Raw genomic sequence first — 14,432 nt, forward strand, 5'->3', positions numbered from 1 at the left:
GGAGTGCATGGGTGCGCTCGGAGCCAGCGAGGTGGCTCTCATCAGCGGCTAGGTGCGAGCACCCGGCTCTCGGCATGTCGGGCTGCTCCACTGCGGAGCGCGATCAGGTCGTCTGGTCCCTGCCTGCTCCCAGGACTACTCGGGTCATGGCGTTGCGGGTGTCCAACAGCTCGGCGAGCGCGCGGTCGAGGTCGTCGGCGGTGACGTGCAGCGCGGCGTCGGGGTCTCCGTCCGGGGTGCGGTCGGCTGCGACGACAGCGGCGCGGCGCAGCAGCTCCTTGAGGAAGCTGGCGGTCACGCCGTCGGTGGCGGCGACCACCTCCTCGGTGCGGCTGGTGTCGAGGTCGAGCCCACCGCGGTAGAGCTCGAGCAGCCGGCGCCGGCCCTCCGCGTCCGGCAGGCGCACCTCGACAGCCTGGTCGACGCGACCGGGCCGAGCGGCGAGTGCGGGCTCGAGGAGATCGGCACGGTTGGTGGTGAGCAGGAAGACCACGTCCGCGTCCTCGGCCAGTCCGTCCATCTCGTTCAGGAGCGTGAACAGCATCGGCGTCTCACCGCCGTAGCGGTCGCGTTGCTCGGCGATGAGGTCGACGTCCTCCACCACGATGAGCGCGGGCTGCAGGGCGCGGGCGATGGAGCACGCTTCACCCAGCAGCCCGAGCGACTCACCGGTCAGCTCCACGATGGTCGTGTCGGTCAGCTCGCTGACGAGGTAGCGGACGGTGTGGGTCTTGCCCGCACCCGGTGGCCCGTACAGGAGCAGACCACGCTTGAGGTGCTGACCAGAGGCACGCAACCGCTCGCGGTTGCGGGCCACGCCGACTACCTGGCGACGGATGTCGCCGAAGGTGTCGACCGGTAGGACGACGTCCGCGGCTGAGACCTTCGGACGCTCTCGGAAGCTCAGGAGCGAGGATCGCTCGCCGAACATCGAGTGGCTGAAGGAGAGGACCTGTCCGCGGTAGACGTTGAGCTCGAGCGCCTTGGCGCGGAGCTGTTCGGTCAGCAGACGACCATCGCGGGCGTCCGCCGAGATGACCTCGACACGGACGCCCTCGTTGTCGCCGTCGCGGTCCGGGCCACGGAACAACACCGCGAGCCGGCGCGGTCCCTCGCTCACGAGCACCAGCGCGGCGCGCAGGCAGTCGATGCTCGCGTCACCGGGGCCGGTCGCGCGGCTCACCCTCGTCAGGTTGCCCGGACGCGGACCGTGCATCGCCATCTCGGGGTCGTCGCCCACCAGGTCGGCCAGGCCGAAGTCTCCCCGATGCCGGTACCCGGTCAGCCCCACCATCGTGTGCTCGCGCCCGGGCTCGGCCAACCAGGCATCCAGGGCGCGCTGGACGTTCACGTGCTCGTACGCCGGCCACGCGTCCTCGACCACCGGCAGGCCGTCCGGTGGACGGTCGAGGTGCTCGACCACGAGGGAGCGCACGCTCGGACGATCGATGGCACGCGCCTGCCGCACCCACCGATCGACCAGCATCCGGCTCACTCGACCGACATCGGACAGCTCGGGTCCACGCCTCTCGTCCATCGGAGCGAAACTACCTCGCCGCCGGACGCGCAGCGACCGCTTTGCGACGAGCGCCCAGGTCGCTGTGCCCCCCGGCCGGCGTTCCGGACGACCCCGGGGTGTGGTCGTTCGGACGTGACAGGGTGCGGACCGTGACCGACGCCGATCAGCCCGTCCGCCCTGGCATCTGGAGTGGCCTGGCACCCACCCTCGTCTGGACCGGGCTGTTCCTGATCGCCTGCGTGACGGGCTTCCTGCTCCTGTACCCGCCGCACGTCAACTTCGAGGACAGCGACGAGGACGCCGTGTCGGGCACCGTGTGCTCCTCGGTCGTCTCGGTGGGTCGGCCCCGTGGCGACAGCAGCACGGTCAGTCGTGGCGTCGACGACGTCGGCACGGCTGACTACGCCGAGGCCGAGGCGGCGTGCGACGGCCGGCGCACCGGCGCCGTCGCGGCGGTCGCGGTGCTGTCGGTGCCGGCGTCGCTGTCGGGGTGCTGGCTGATCGTCACCCGGTCGCGACGTGCAGCCTCACCGGCCGTGGCCTGAGCCTGACTCGTCGTGGACGCAGAAGAAGCGCAGGTCAGAGGGGGGACATGCGCTGAGCGCCGATGACGGTGAGCATCTGCAGCTTCTCGTAGCTCTCGGTGCCGGGGTCTGCGGTGTAGACGAGGAGGCGGTGCGACTGGTGGGGGTCCAGCAGGACCTGGCAGTTGAGGTCGAGTCGCCCGACCTCGGGGTGCTGGAACCGCTTGACCTCGTCGGGCTCCACGCCGATCTCGTGGTCGGCCCACAGGGTCCTGAACTCCTCGCTCTTCTCGAGCAGCAGCTCGGTCAGCTCGGCTGCCCGCGACCTGGGTCCGCGGACGGCGGCGATGCCGCGTAGCCCGGCGGCGTACATGCGGGAGAGGAACGCGTGGTCCTCGCGGACGTAGATCTCCCGCGAGGTGGCGTCGGTGAACCACCGGTAGCCGTTGCTGCGTGCGGGGCCGGTGTACTGGGTCCAGTCACCGACGAGCGCGATCCGGGGCGGGGTCTGCCGCAGGGTCTCGCCGAGCTCGGTGACGATCTCAGCCGGGGTGTCGGCCAGCCGGTCGAAGATGCGCAGCATGCCGGGACTGACGTGCTCGCTGCTGGGCCCTCGGTCCGGTGGCTGGTGCCCGGCGAGGCGGAAGAGGTGGTCGCGCTCGGCGACGGTCAGGTGCAGTCCCTGGGCGATGGAGGCGACCATCTGCTCCGACGGCTGAGGACCGCGCACCTGCTCCAGGCGCGAGTAGTAGTCGGTGGACATGTGGCACAGGACGGCGACCTCTTCTCGCCGCAGGCCCTGGGTGCGGCGTCGCTGTCCGCGGGGCAGACCGACGTCCTCGGGTTGCAGGGCTTCGCGGCGCTGCCGCAGGAACTCGGCCAGCTGGGTCCGGTCGATCATCACGGTCATTCCCTTTCCGGTGTGCGCGCCGGTCGCTCGAGCAACCAGGGTGCACTGGGGAGTGCGGCTGTCAGGTGGCCGGGTGCTGGCGCGTCGGGCGGACGTGCGGCCGGTCGGCTGCGGAGTCGGCGGGCCCGGCGGGGAAGGTGACACCGGCCAGCTGCGCCGAGGCGATCCAGGCTCGCGCGGCTTCCTCCTCTGCGCGCAACGGCTTGTACAGCTGCTGCTCCGCGGGCGCTCCGCCCAGGTGCTGGAACCCCCGAGGACCGTACAGCGCCCCGCCGCGGGCATCGGTCGAGGTGGCGGCGAGCAGCGCCGGGAGCGAGGCCGTGCGAGCAGTACCAGCGAGGATGCCTCGCTTGGAGAGCGCGCGGATCAGCCGGACCCCACCCGTGTCGCGCCCGCGGCCGAGCTCGGGTCGCGCGGACAGGAGGCTGGTGGGGGCGACGCCGGGGTGGGAGAGATTGCTGGTGATGCCCCAGCAGAGAGCACTGCTGCGGCGGTCGAGCTCGAGACCGAAGAGACCGAACGCGATCTTCGACTGCCGGTAGGCCTTCATGCCGTCGTAGGAGCGCTCCCAGTTGAGGTCGTCCCAGTTGATCGAGCCGCCGGCGGCGGCGACGCTGACCTGGGAGGTCACCCGGGCCCGCCCCGCTCGCAGCAACGGCAGCAGGTGAGCCACGAGGGCGACGTGACCGACGTGGTTGGTCCCCAGCTGCAGCTCGATCCCGTCGGCGGTGGTCTGACGGCTCGGCGGTGTCATCACGCCGGCGTTGTTGACCAGGACGTGGATCGGCGCGCCCTCGGCACGCAGTACCTCGCCGAGCGTCGCGACGGAGTCCAGCGACGAGAGGTCCAAGGACTGCAGGACGACGGTGGCGCCGGGGGCGACGGCCCGGATCTGGGCGGCGGCCGCCTGGCCCTTGCCGTGGTTGCGCACGGGAAGGACCAGCTCGGCTCCCGCGACGGCGAGGCGCTTGGCGATCTCGAGGCCGATCCCGTCGCTGCCGCCGGTCAGCACAGCGCGCTTGCCTACAAGACTGGGAATGGTGATGTCGATGCTGGGGCGGGGCATGGCTGACTCCTGGTGGTCTGGGGTGTCGAGGATGGCCGCGCGTCGGGCGAGGCGCCTGCGTCGGGTGGTGCGTGGTCAACGGTCGCGCAGATCCACGGCGATATTCAGGGCCTGGCGATCCCCCCTTTCGCCACCGTGCGGTGCGCTCGGCGACGACGGGTTCGCCTCCCTCGTCGTCGATCGAGCCTGACCGGCTCTGTCGTTGGCACAATCGGCGGATGGACCTGTCACCCCTGGGCGTGTGTGCGACCGCCGGTTCCCTGCGGGCTGGCGAAGGGATCGTGCTGCACCACGCCTGGACCGCGGAGGGTGTCGTCGCCGGTCCCGCGAGCACCGGCGCCCAGCTGCTCCACCTGTCCGTGGCCCTCTGCGTCCTCAACGACACCTATCGCGAGGCCGAGCGCCTCGGTGTCGAGGTGGACGGGATCGTGGTCGAGGCCGACGGCGAGTTCGACTCCGAGTGGCGTTCGACCGGCATCAGGTACGCAGTCACCCTCGACTCGCCGGCGCCGGCCGAGGACCTCGCCCGCCTCGCGTCCGTGGTCGACGTCGTGGCCGAGATCCCTCGGGCGGTTCGTGCTGGTGCACGGGTACAGAGGGCGGTCTAGGTGCCCGAGCTCGGCACCCTCCACAGACCGCTCCGGAGTTCGTGGTCGGTGCTGGCTGACCCTCGGGCCTCCAACGGCCGAGTCCCAGTTCCCGTGTGGCCTCTCTACCGCAGCGGTTCCCGACCGAACGCGCATGGTAGGAATCGAGCATGCGTCTGTTCCGACTCGTGCTGCCCGTCCTGCTCAGCGCCGCTCTCTGTGCGTCCCCTCTTGCTACGTCGTCGCCCGCAGGCGCGGCCCCGTCCGGCTCGACGCGCGCGGGGTACGACGCGGTCGTCGCCTGGGAGGGGGGTGTGTCGATGGCCTGTCGCGAGCCGCTCGCGGGGGGACAGGCCTCGGTGCGGGTCTACTGGAACGGTCGCAACTACCGTGACGGCGAGCTCAAGCACACGGGCAGCGCCGGGCTGGCCAGGGTCAGCAGGTCGTTCGAGCTCAGCGACTACACCTACAGCACCGGCAAGCCCGGCCGGGTCGGTCCGGTAGCTCGACTCACCATGGCAGAGGCCGCCTACGTCTACATCCTGGTCGGCTCAGGGGTCGGCATCACCCGCGAGGTCGTCGTCCCGGTGACGTCACTGGCGTCGTGCGGGACCGACCGGCCCCGAGCGCGCCGGGTGTCGGTCGAACCGCAGGCAGATGGACGCAAGGCATGCGTGACGAAGAAGGAGCTCAAGAAGGTCACGAAGGGTCTGCGGCCTGCCGCTGTCCAGCGCGTCGTCGGCGCCAAGGGGCGCGTCGTCACCAGCGCCTCCGAGAGCATGACCCGCCGCTACCCCAAGTGCACCGGCGGTCGAGCGATCATCGTCAACTTCCAGAAGGCCGGACAGCGCAAGCCTGCCGAGGTGGTCAGCCGCTTCTGGTGAGCCGTTGCGGCTTCGGTGCAACCACCTGTCGACGTCCGCCGTGACGCGACACTGACCCACCTCGGCGGCGAGTCCGGGTCACACCCAGGGGCGTGGCACGGGCCAGAGCGTGACGGGAGACTCAGAGGTCCACCACCAGCCGGAGGTACGCATCGTGTCCGACGACCTTGAACTCCTCGAGCACCGGGCGAAGCGCCGCTCGGAGAAGCTGCAGCAGACCACCACGGTGGTCGAGATGACCCGGGCGCGACTCGAGAGCGCCTCAGGCGCTCACGACGAGGCCAGTCGCGAGCACCGTCGCCTCGCCGCGCAGCTGGAACGCGCCGACGAGCGTGCGCAGCGACTGCGCAAGCAGGCGAGGAAGGCCGAGAAGCTGGCGCGGGCAGCTCGGCACGACCTGGCCGAGGTCGAGCACGAGCTCGGCGAGCACGTCGACGAGCAGCGCAAGCGCGAGCGCAAGGTCGCGAAGGCCGAGGCCTCCCTCGCCGCCCTGCGAGCCAGCGCCGACGTCGCTGCCCGTTCCGCGCCGTCTCCCCGGGGATCCGCGACGAAGGCGGGATCGGGCACGCCCACGGCCCGGCGCTCGGGCCGCACGAAGACAGGCACAGCGAGCTCGACGTCCTCTGCCACCCGGACCACCAAGAAGGCGGCGGCCACCGCGGCGAAGCGGGCGCCGGCCAAGACCGCCGCGCGGAAGAGGTCGGCGACACGCACCACCTCCACCGACTGAAGGTGGCCAGACACGCCGGATCTCTCCGGTCGGTCCCGCCGGGCTCAGCGGGATGGATGGCGGTAGGCGAAGGCCGCGGCTGGGAGGGATGTGGCGGGCGGCCCTGCATCGACGCGACTCGTCTCCGGCGATCGCCTCCTGGGCACGGCGTCAGCACGACGAACCGGGCCGGGACGTGTTGGGCGGCGCCCTCGACACAGCGTGGTCGACGGACCCGACTGGTGCCGTGGAGGATGACGTGCTGGTCGCACCAGACTCGGCACGGGCCGACCCCTCACAACGACAAACGGCAAACGCCGCCGAGCGACCCGAAGGTCGCCCGGCGGCGTCTGCGCAGGTCAGCGGAGAATCTTGGTGCTCGTCCGAGCAGCTGACCGACCGTGCCCGAGGGCCGGGTCAGATGTCGTAGTACAGCTCGAACTCGTGCGGGTGCGGGCGCATCTGGACCGGGAGGATCTCCTGGGTGCGCTTGAAGTCGATCCAGGTCTCGATCAGGTCGGGCGTGAAGACGTTGCCGGCCGTCAGGAACTCGTGGTCGGCCTCGAGCGAGTCGAGGACGGCGTTCAGCGAGGTCGGGACCTGGTCGATGTCGGCCATCTCGTCCGGCGGGAGCTCGTAGATGTCCTTATCGATCGGCGCGGCCGGCTCGATCTTGTTCTTGATGCCGTCGAGGCCGGCGAGCAGCAGCGCCGAGAAGGCGAGGTACGGGTTCGCCGACGGGTCGGGGCAGCGGAACTCGATGCGCTTGGCCTTGGGGTTGGACCCGGTGATCGGGATCCGGACGCAGGCCGAGCGGTTGCGCTGCGAGTAGACCAGCGAGATCGGGGCCTCGAAGCCGGGCACCAGGCGGTGGTAGGAGTTCACCGTCGGGTTGGTGAAGGCCAGCAGCGACGGGGCGTGCTTGAGGATGCCGCCGATGTAGTAGCGGGCCATGTCGGACAGGCCGCCGTAGCCGGTCTCGTCGTAGAACAGCGGGTCGCCGTTGTTCCAGATCGACTGGTGCACGTGCATGCCGGAGCCGTTGTCGCCGAAGATCGGCTTGGGCATGAAGGTCGCGGTCTTGCCGTTGCGCCAGGCGACGTTCTTGATGATGTACTTGAACTTCATCACGTCGTCGGCGGCCTTGAGCAGCTCGTCGAAGCGGTAGTTGATCTCCGCCTGGCCGGCGGTGCCGACCTCGTGGTGGGCGCGCTCGACCTGGAGGCCGGCGTTCTCGAGCTCGATGGTCATCTCGTCGCGGAGCTCACCGAAGTGGTCGGTCGGGGCGACGGGGAAGTAGCCGCCCTTGTACTTGACCTTGTAGCCGCGGTTGTCGTTCTCGAACGCGTCGCCGGTGTTCCAGGCGCCGGCCGAGGAGTTGATCTCGTAGTAGCCGGCGTTGGCCTTGGTCTCGAAGCGCACGTTGTCGAACACGTAGAACTCGGCCTCGGGGGCGAAGTACGCGGTGTCGCCGACGCCGGTGGTCGACAGGTAGGCCATCGCCTTCTTGGCGATGTTGCGCGGGTCGCGCGAGTACGGCTCGCCGGTCAGCGGGTCGTGGATGAAGAAGTTCACGACCAGGGTCTTGGCGGTGCGGAACGGGTCGATGTAGGCCGTCGTCGGGTCCGGGAACAGCGACATGTCGGACTCGTGGATGGCCTGGAAGCCACGGATCGAGGAACCGTCGAAGTTGAGGCCGTCCTCGAAGACGCTCTCGTCGAACGACGAGACCGGGACGGTGAAGTGCTGCATGACACCCGGCAGGTCACAGAACCGGACGTCGACCATCGCGACGCCCTCGTTCCTGACGTAGGCGAGCAGCTCCTCGGCATTGCTGAACATTCGTCCTCCTTGGCTGCGAGCCCTCGGGCGCAGCGCGAATCTCTGGTTGGAGAGCCCCGCCGCGACGTTGCCACGGGCACTGACCGACCGTACCGAACCGGTCGTTTCCAGACCGTATCCGTTCTATTTCGCCCGTGTAACAGGTGGCCGAGGGGTGGGTGGTCCGCGCGGTCGCCCGGGCGCCGCCTACGCTGGCGCCGTGGAGAGGACCGCAGGCGCGACGTTCGAGACCGCGTCGTGGGGGCGGCGGGCGCTCGCCCTGCTCGTCGACTGGTTCGTCTGCATGCTCGTCGTCATCGCCTTCATCGGCGGCGACGCCTACTTCGAGCCGGGCAGCCCCGCACAGTTCGTCACCCTCGCCGTGTACGTCGTGCAGTCGGCCCTCTTCACCTGGCTGATCGCCGGCTCCTTCGGCAAGATCGTGACCGGCCTGCGCGTGGTCCCGGCCGACGGCCGGCTGCGCCCGATCAACCCGCTGCGCGTGCTGCTGCGGCAGGTGCTGGTCGCGCTGGTCGTCCCGCCGCTGGTCTTCAAGCCCGACGGCCGCGGGCTGCACGACCTCGCCGCCGGCACCGCGACGGTCCGGACCGACGTGTTCCGGTCGCTCGTCGCCGCCGCACGCCGCTAGACCGACGGGTTGCCCGAGGTCGGCCCCGAGGTCTCGACGCGCCGTGCTCGACCACCTTCGGGCGAGGTGCGCGCTCGAAGGCTCGCGATGTTGCTCAGCGTCCGCGCATGTTGCCGCGCATGCCCTTCATGGACGTCGGCATCGGACCGCGGGGGAGCGGGATCTTGGGACGCTGGGCGTCGAGGGCCTTGAGCCGGTTGAGGATGTCGGTGATCTCGGCGGGCTTCACCTTGCGGCCGAGCTTCTGGACGTGGCGCACCAGCTTGGACAGCGGCACCTGACCTTCGCCGCTGCCGACGACGACCTCGTGGATCGGCGTCTCCGACGCGACCCGCTCGTGCTTGCGCCGCTCGCTGGCGAGCAGGGTCTTGAGCCGGTGGGGGTTGCCCTCGCCGACCAGGACGATGCCGGGAGGGCCGACGACGCGGTGGACCATGTCCTGCTGCTTGGTGAAGCCGACCATCTCGTCGGTCTTCCAGCCGCGGCGCAGCAGCGTGAGCGCCCGGGCGGCGGCGCCGAGCTGACCCTCGAGCCGGTTGAACGCCGCGCGCTGGGCACGGCGGCTGAAGACGACCATCATGCCGAGCAGGCCGAACAGCAGGCCGCCGATGATCGCCATGACGAGGCTGAAGGTGCCGTTGCTCGGGGGGAGGATCCAGAACAGTCCGAACCCGGCGGCGCCGAAGAGGAGGAACGCCCCGGCCATCCAGAGGCCGATCCTGGTGTCGACCTCACGGGTCATCTTGTAGGTCTCGACGAGCTGCCCGCGGCGGCTCATCTTGGTGGGGTCGGTCTCCCGGGGCTTCTTCGTCCGTGCCATGTGTTGCCGTGCCTCGCTCGTCCCGAAGGGTCAGTGGTCAGACGGACGCCCGCGCGTCCATCGCCTGACGGTACAGGCGACCGGCGCGGTAGGACGAACGGACGAGCGGGCCGGACAGGGCGCCGGAGAAACCGATCTCGTCGGCCTCGTCCTTGAGCTCGACGAACTCCTCGGGCTTGACCCACCGCTCGACCGGGTGGTGCCGCACCGAGGGGCGCAGGTACTGGGTGATCGTGATGATCTCGCAGCCGGCGGCGTGCAGGTCGCGCAGCGCCTGCGAGACCTCGTCGCGGGTCTCGCCCATGCCGAGGATCAGGTTGGACTTGGTGACCAGGCCGAAGTCGCGGGCGGCGGTGATGACGTCGAGCGAGCGCTCGTAGCGGAACGCCGGGCGGATCCGCTTGAAGATGCGCGGGACCGTCTCGACGTTGTGGGCCAGCACCTCGGGGCGCGACTCGAACACCTCGCGGAGCTGGTCGGGGTCGCCGTTGAAGTCGGGGATCAGGTTCTCGACACCGATGCCGGGGTTCAGCTCGTGGATCATCCGCACCGTCTCGGCGTACAGCCAGGCGCCGCCGTCGGGCAGGTCGTCACGGGCGACGCCGGTGATGGTGGCGTAGCGCAGCTCCATCTTCTGCACCGACTCGGCGACCCGACGGGGCTCGTCGCGGTCGAGCGGCTCGGGCTTGCCGGTGTCGATCTGGCAGAAGTCGCAGCGGCGGGTGCACTGCTCGCCGCCGATGAGGAACGTCGCCTCGCGGTCCTCCCAGCACTCGAAGATGTTGGGGCAGCCGGCCTCCTGGCACACGGTGTGCAGGCCCTCGGCCTTGACCAGCGACTGCAGCGCCTTGTACTCCGGACCCATCTTCGCCCGGGTCTTGATCCACTCCGGCTTGCGCTCGATCGGCGTCTCGGCGTTGCGGACCTCGAGCCGCAGGAGCTTGCGGCCGTTCGGGGCGGTGCTGGGGGGTGTGGGAGTGGTCGTCACTCCGTCGATCCTACGTCGCCGTGGGTCACCCCCGGGGGCCGGCCCGGGCGGCGAGGGCAGCCCCCTAGGTGATGTCGCGGCGGCGGAACGACGCGGCGGAGGCGCCGCCGACGAGCAGCATCAGGACGGCGTAGTACGCGGTGCCGTGCTGGACGCTGACCTCCTTGGTCTCGTCGCAGTCGAGGTCGTCGGGCACCCGCTGCCCGTAGCAGGCCTCGGGCGGCTGGACCCAGTACTCGGCGCGCCCGTTGACGACGGCGACGGCGTTGGTCGACGGCTCGTACCTCAACGCCGACTCCGGCAGGAGGGCGAAGACCAGGCCGCCGGCGACCGAGACCGCGAACAGGACGCCGATCGTGAACACCGTGCTGCGCGACAGGGTGGTCAGCGCGTACCCGAACACCGACGCCGCGGTGATGACCAGGGTGCTCCGCAGGGCGTGCTGCACCACGTCGGTGACCACCTGCCCGGACGGATCGAGGTCGCGGCTCTGCGCGACCAGGATCAGCCCGCCCCAGAAGACGACGAGGCCCACCACCGCGACCGACGCCGCCAGCAGCGCGACCGCGACGGCCTTGGCCAGCCACACCCGCAGCCGCCGCGGCTCGAACAGCAGCTGGTTGCTCATGGAGCCGGAGTTCCAGTCGTGCCCGACGTACGTCGTCCCGGCGAGCAGCATCAGCGCGGCCACGATCGCCACCACCGCCAGGGCGCTGTTCGACCGCTCGCGAGCGACGACGAGCTGCTCGCGGTACAGGAAGTCCTCGACCCGCGGCTCGTAGCCGAACTGGCGCGCGCACTGCCGCTCGGCGCGGGCGGGGTCGACGCCGTACGCGCGCGGGTCCTGCTCGCAGTCGGCGATGCCCTGCTCGATGTAGGCCAGCTCGGCGTCGACCTGCTGCTGCGCAGCAGCCCGGTCGTCGTCGCCGACGGGGCGGGTGTCGTAGGTGCGGACGCCGAGGATCACGAGCGGGATGAGGACGGCGGCACCGACGAGCACGAGGACGGCGCGCCGCCACCGCAGGCGGGTCAGCTCGACCCGCAGCAGGCCCGTCATGCGGCACCGCCCTTCCGGCCGAGGTCGTCGGCGCCGGCGTGGTGCTCGTGGCCGAGCGTGTCGGCGGCGGTGAGCTCGAGGAACACCGACTCGAGGTCGCGGCGCAGCGGGGTCAGCGCGGACAACCAGACGCCGGCCTCGCCGAGGGTCCGGGTGATCGCGGCGGGGTCGTCGGACTCGACGCGCAGGCCGGTGGTGGTCGCGGCGACGGTGAGACCGGCGCCGGTGAGCAGCCGGGTGGCGGCGTCGGGGTCGGCGACCTCGACGGCGTACGCCGCGGCGCCGGTGTCGAGGAGGTCCTCGACGCGCCCCGAGGCGAGGAGCCGGCCGTTGCCGATGATCGTGGCCGACGTGCAGACCTGCTGGACCTCGGCGAGGATGTGGGAGCTCAGCAGCACGGTGACGCCGCGCTCGCCGAGGTCGCGGATGGTGTCGCGGATCTCGCGGATGCCCGCCGGGTCGAGGCCGTTCGTCGGCTCGTCGAGGATGAGCAGCTGCGGGTCCTTCAGGAGGGTCGCGGCGATCGCGAGGCGCTGCTTCATGCCGAGGGAGTAGGACTTGAACCGGTCGCCGTCGCGCCCGGTCAGGCCGACGGTCTCGATCGCGGCGTCGACGCGCGTGTCGGGAGCGCCGATGCTGCGTGAGAGCAGCAGCAGGTTCTGCCGGCCGGTGAAGTGGGGGGAGAACTTGGGCGACTCGACCACGGCGCCGACCCGGTCGATGACGGCCGGCAGGCTCTCGGGGACCGGCTGGCCGAAGAGCCGCATCTCCCCGCGCGTGGCGCGGGCCAGCCCGAGCAGCATCCGGATCGTCGTGGTCTTGCCGGACCCGTTGGGTCCGAGGAAACCGTGGACGCCGCCTCCGGGCACCGCGAGGTCCAGGTTCTCCACCGCGACGCGGAGGCCGCGTCGTCCGCGAAACTCCTTGCGCAGTCCCGCTGCTTCGATGACCAGGTCGGTCACGGTGCCTCCTCCGGTCGTGGCGTGGCATGGCATGGCATGGCGTGGCGCGCCATCAGACCACGCGAGGTGAACGACGGTTGAACACCGCGCCGGTGGTCTTCCGGTTGCTCGTGCGGAGGAGCACATTGGCGAGGTGACCCCGGAACTCGTGATCCTCGGCCTGGTCGTCGTCACGGCCCTGGCCTTCGACTTCACCAACGGCTTCCACGACACCGGCAACGCGATGGCGACCTCCATCGCGACCGGTGCCCTGCGCCCGAAGGTGGCCGTCGCCCTGTCGGCGTCGCTCAACCTCGTCGGCGCCTTCCTGTCGGTCGAGGTCGCCCTCACCGTCACCAACGCCGTCATCAAGATCCAGGACAGCGACGGGGCCCCGCGCCCGGAGTTCCTCGCCGACGGCGGCGAGGCGCTGCTGGTCATCGTGCTGGCCGGGCTCGTCGGCGGGATCCTGTGGAACCTCGCGACGTGGCTGCTCGGACTGCCGTCGAGCTCCTCGCACGCGCTGTTCGGCGGTCTGGTCGGCGCCACGATCGCCGGGCTCGGGTTCAACGGCGTGAACTGGGCCGGCGACGGCACCAAGCTGGACGGCGTCGTCGGCAAGGTGATCCTGCCCGCGCTGCTCTCGCCCGTCATCGCGATCGCGGTCGCCGCCGTCGGCACCTGGCTGATCCACCGGATCACCGAGGGGGTGGCCGAGCGCTACCGGGAGAGCGGTTTCCGCTGGGGCCAGATCGGCTCGGCGTCCCTCGTGTCGCTGGCCCACGGCACGAACGACGCCCAGAAGACGATGGGCGTGATCACCCTCGCCCTGCTCGCCAGCGGCGAGTGGAGCGACACCACCAGCATCCCGCTGTGGGTGAAGGTCTCGTGCGCGGTCGCGATCGCGCTCGGCACCTACCTCGGCGGCTGGCGGATCATCCGGACGCTGGGCAAGGGCCTGGTCGAGATCTCCTCGCCCCAGGGCATGGCGGCCGAGAGCTCCTCGGCCGCCGTCATCCTGACCTCGAGCCACCTGGGGTTCGCCCTGTCGACCACCCACGTCGCCACCGGGTCGATCCTCGGCACCGGCGTCGGCAAGAAGGGCGCCGAGGTCCGGTGGGGCGTGGCGGGCCGGATGGCGCTGGCCTGGCTCGTCACGCTGCCGATGGCCGCCGTCGTCGGCGCGATCGCCTGGTACGCCGCCGACCTCGTGGGCGGTCTCCCGGGGGCGGTCGTCGTCTTCGTGGTCCTGGTCGCCGCGTCCGGCGCCATGTACGTCCGGTCACGGCGCGAGCCGGTCGACCACGACAACGTCAACGCCGACTGGGACGGCATGCCCACCCAGGCGAAGGTCTGAGAAGGAGCACCGACATGGAGAACATCGGATTCGCCCTCGAGGGCGCCTGGCAGGTCCTGCTGATCGGCCTCCTCCTCGGAGCCGGGCTGCCGGCCGTCTTCGCCCTCGGCATCCGCTCGCTCGCGTACGGCGCCGGGGGAGCCGCCGAGACCGTCGACGCCGGTCACGCGCCGCCCCACCCCGTCGGGCGCCTCGGGGCGGCGGTCTGCTTCGCGGTCGTGCTCGCCGGCGTCGCGCTCGGCATCACGATCGTCGTGGCGTCCGGCTTCGGCAAGGAAGTCAGCTTCGACCACGTCGTCCCGTCGTTGGTCGACAAGTGACGGGCCCGCTGAGCAGGGTCGTGGCCTGGCTGCGCGAGGGCTACCCGGCCGGGGTGCCGGCCCAGGACTACGTCCCGCTGCTCGCCCTGCTGCGGCGCCGGCTGAGCGACGAGGAGGTCGCCGAGATCGCCCGTGAGCTCGAGGAGGCCGGCCTCGCGCCGCACGACCACGCCGACATCGCGGTGTCGATCTCCAAGGTCACCGACGGGCTGCCCTCGGCCGCCGACGTCGACCGGGTGCGCGAGCACCTCGCGTTCCGCGGGTTCCCCCAGGACTGACC

The 14,432-nt window shown here is 70.9% G+C and carries 16 protein-coding genes; 8 read left to right on the forward strand and 8 right to left on the reverse strand.

The features are described from left to right. Positions 1–103: 103 nt before the first annotated feature. Positions 104–1,435, reverse strand: a complete 1,332-nt coding sequence (locus tag E4623_RS16710) for an ATP-binding protein (RefSeq protein ID WP_134767654.1) — start codon at positions 1,433–1,435, stop codon at positions 104–106. Between the two features lie 233 nt (positions 1,436–1,668). Here E4623_RS16710 and E4623_RS16715 point away from each other — a divergent pair, with 233 nt between their 5' ends. Further along, the gene (locus E4623_RS16715) at positions 1,669–2,064 is read left to right on the forward strand and encodes a hypothetical protein (RefSeq protein ID WP_134767655.1); all 396 of its coding nucleotides are present in this window, start codon (positions 1,669–1,671) and stop codon (positions 2,062–2,064) included. 34 nt (positions 2,065–2,098) lie between these two features. Here the strand turns inward: E4623_RS16715 and E4623_RS16720 are convergent, their stop codons facing one another. Then, positions 2,099–2,944, reverse strand: a complete 846-nt coding sequence (locus E4623_RS16720; RefSeq protein WP_134767751.1) for a helix-turn-helix transcriptional regulator — start codon at positions 2,942–2,944, stop codon at positions 2,099–2,101. A gap of 70 nt (positions 2,945–3,014) precedes the next feature. After that, positions 3,015–4,019 carry an SDR family oxidoreductase gene (locus tag E4623_RS16725; RefSeq protein WP_134767656.1) on the reverse strand — a complete coding sequence of 335 codons (1,005 nt, stop codon included), beginning with the start codon at positions 4,017–4,019 and terminating at the stop codon, positions 3,015–3,017. A gap of 218 nt (positions 4,020–4,237) precedes the next feature. On the opposite strand from E4623_RS16725, the gene E4623_RS16730 reads away from it, so the two are divergent. From E4623_RS16730 to E4623_RS16740, 3 genes are all read left to right on the forward strand, one after another. Next, entirely contained in the window at positions 4,238–4,627 is a 390-nt protein-coding gene (locus E4623_RS16730) for an OsmC family protein (protein WP_134767657.1), read from the forward strand. A 149-nt stretch (positions 4,628–4,776) separates the two neighbouring features. After that, the gene (locus E4623_RS16735; protein ID WP_134767658.1) at positions 4,777–5,490 is read left to right on the forward strand and encodes a hypothetical protein; all 714 of its coding nucleotides are present in this window, start codon (positions 4,777–4,779) and stop codon (positions 5,488–5,490) included. A 154-nt stretch (positions 5,491–5,644) separates the two neighbouring features. After that, positions 5,645–6,220 carry a hypothetical protein gene (locus E4623_RS16740; protein ID WP_134767659.1) on the forward strand — a complete coding sequence of 192 codons (576 nt, stop codon included), beginning with the start codon at positions 5,645–5,647 and terminating at the stop codon, positions 6,218–6,220. 396 nt (positions 6,221–6,616) lie between these two features. Here the strand turns inward: E4623_RS16740 and glnA are convergent, their stop codons facing one another. After that, positions 6,617–8,041: a type I glutamate--ammonia ligase gene (gene glnA / locus E4623_RS16745; protein WP_134767660.1), complete on the reverse strand. Its 1,425-nt coding sequence runs from the start codon at positions 8,039–8,041 to the stop codon at positions 6,617–6,619. A gap of 199 nt (positions 8,042–8,240) precedes the next feature. Between glnA and E4623_RS16750 the strand changes: the two genes are divergently transcribed. Next, a complete protein-coding gene (locus E4623_RS16750; protein ID WP_134767661.1) occupies positions 8,241–8,669 on the forward strand; it encodes an RDD family protein in 429 nt (142 codons plus the stop codon). A 94-nt stretch (positions 8,670–8,763) separates the two neighbouring features. Here E4623_RS16750 and E4623_RS16755 read toward each other — a convergent pair whose 3' ends face one another. The 4 genes from E4623_RS16755 to E4623_RS16770 all read right to left on the reverse strand — a co-directional run bounded on the left by E4623_RS16755 (position 8,764) and on the right by E4623_RS16770 (position 12,496). Beyond that, positions 8,764–9,489 (reverse strand): DUF4191 domain-containing protein, encoded by a 726-nt coding sequence (locus E4623_RS16755; protein ID WP_209020716.1) that lies wholly within the window; start codon positions 9,487–9,489, stop codon positions 8,764–8,766. Between the two features lie 37 nt (positions 9,490–9,526). Continuing rightward, on the reverse strand, positions 9,527–10,477 hold the full coding sequence (gene lipA / locus E4623_RS16760) for a lipoyl synthase (RefSeq protein WP_134767662.1): 951 nt from the start codon (positions 10,475–10,477) through the stop codon (positions 9,527–9,529). Between the two features lie 64 nt (positions 10,478–10,541). Then, positions 10,542–11,534, reverse strand: coding sequence for an ABC transporter permease subunit (locus E4623_RS16765; protein ID WP_134767663.1), 993 nt, complete (start codon positions 11,532–11,534; stop codon positions 10,542–10,544). Next, the gene (locus E4623_RS16770) at positions 11,531–12,496 is read right to left on the reverse strand and encodes an ABC transporter ATP-binding protein (protein WP_245155126.1); all 966 of its coding nucleotides are present in this window, start codon (positions 12,494–12,496) and stop codon (positions 11,531–11,533) included. Before E4623_RS16770 ends, E4623_RS16765 begins: the two co-directional genes overlap by 4 nt. Positions 12,497–12,629: 133 nt before the next feature. Here E4623_RS16770 and E4623_RS16775 point away from each other — a divergent pair, with 133 nt between their 5' ends. Genes E4623_RS16775 through E4623_RS16785 form a run of 3 tightly spaced genes read left to right on the forward strand, consistent with a single transcriptional unit; the run spans position 12,630 to position 14,430 of the window. Next, positions 12,630–13,832: an inorganic phosphate transporter gene (locus E4623_RS16775; protein ID WP_134767665.1), complete on the forward strand. Its 1,203-nt coding sequence runs from the start codon at positions 12,630–12,632 to the stop codon at positions 13,830–13,832. Between the two features lie 14 nt (positions 13,833–13,846). Further along, entirely contained in the window at positions 13,847–14,152 is a 306-nt protein-coding gene (locus tag E4623_RS16780; RefSeq protein ID WP_134767666.1) for a hypothetical protein, read from the forward strand. Further along, a complete protein-coding gene (locus tag E4623_RS16785; RefSeq protein ID WP_134767667.1) occupies positions 14,149–14,430 on the forward strand; it encodes a DUF3349 domain-containing protein in 282 nt (93 codons plus the stop codon). The genes E4623_RS16780 and E4623_RS16785 overlap by 4 nt, the downstream gene beginning before the upstream one ends. Positions 14,431–14,432 lie beyond the last annotated feature (2 nt).

Source organism: Nocardioides sp. 1609, from assembly GCF_004522105.1.
Taxonomy (GTDB): Bacteria; Actinomycetota; Actinomycetes; order Propionibacteriales; family Nocardioidaceae; genus Nocardioides.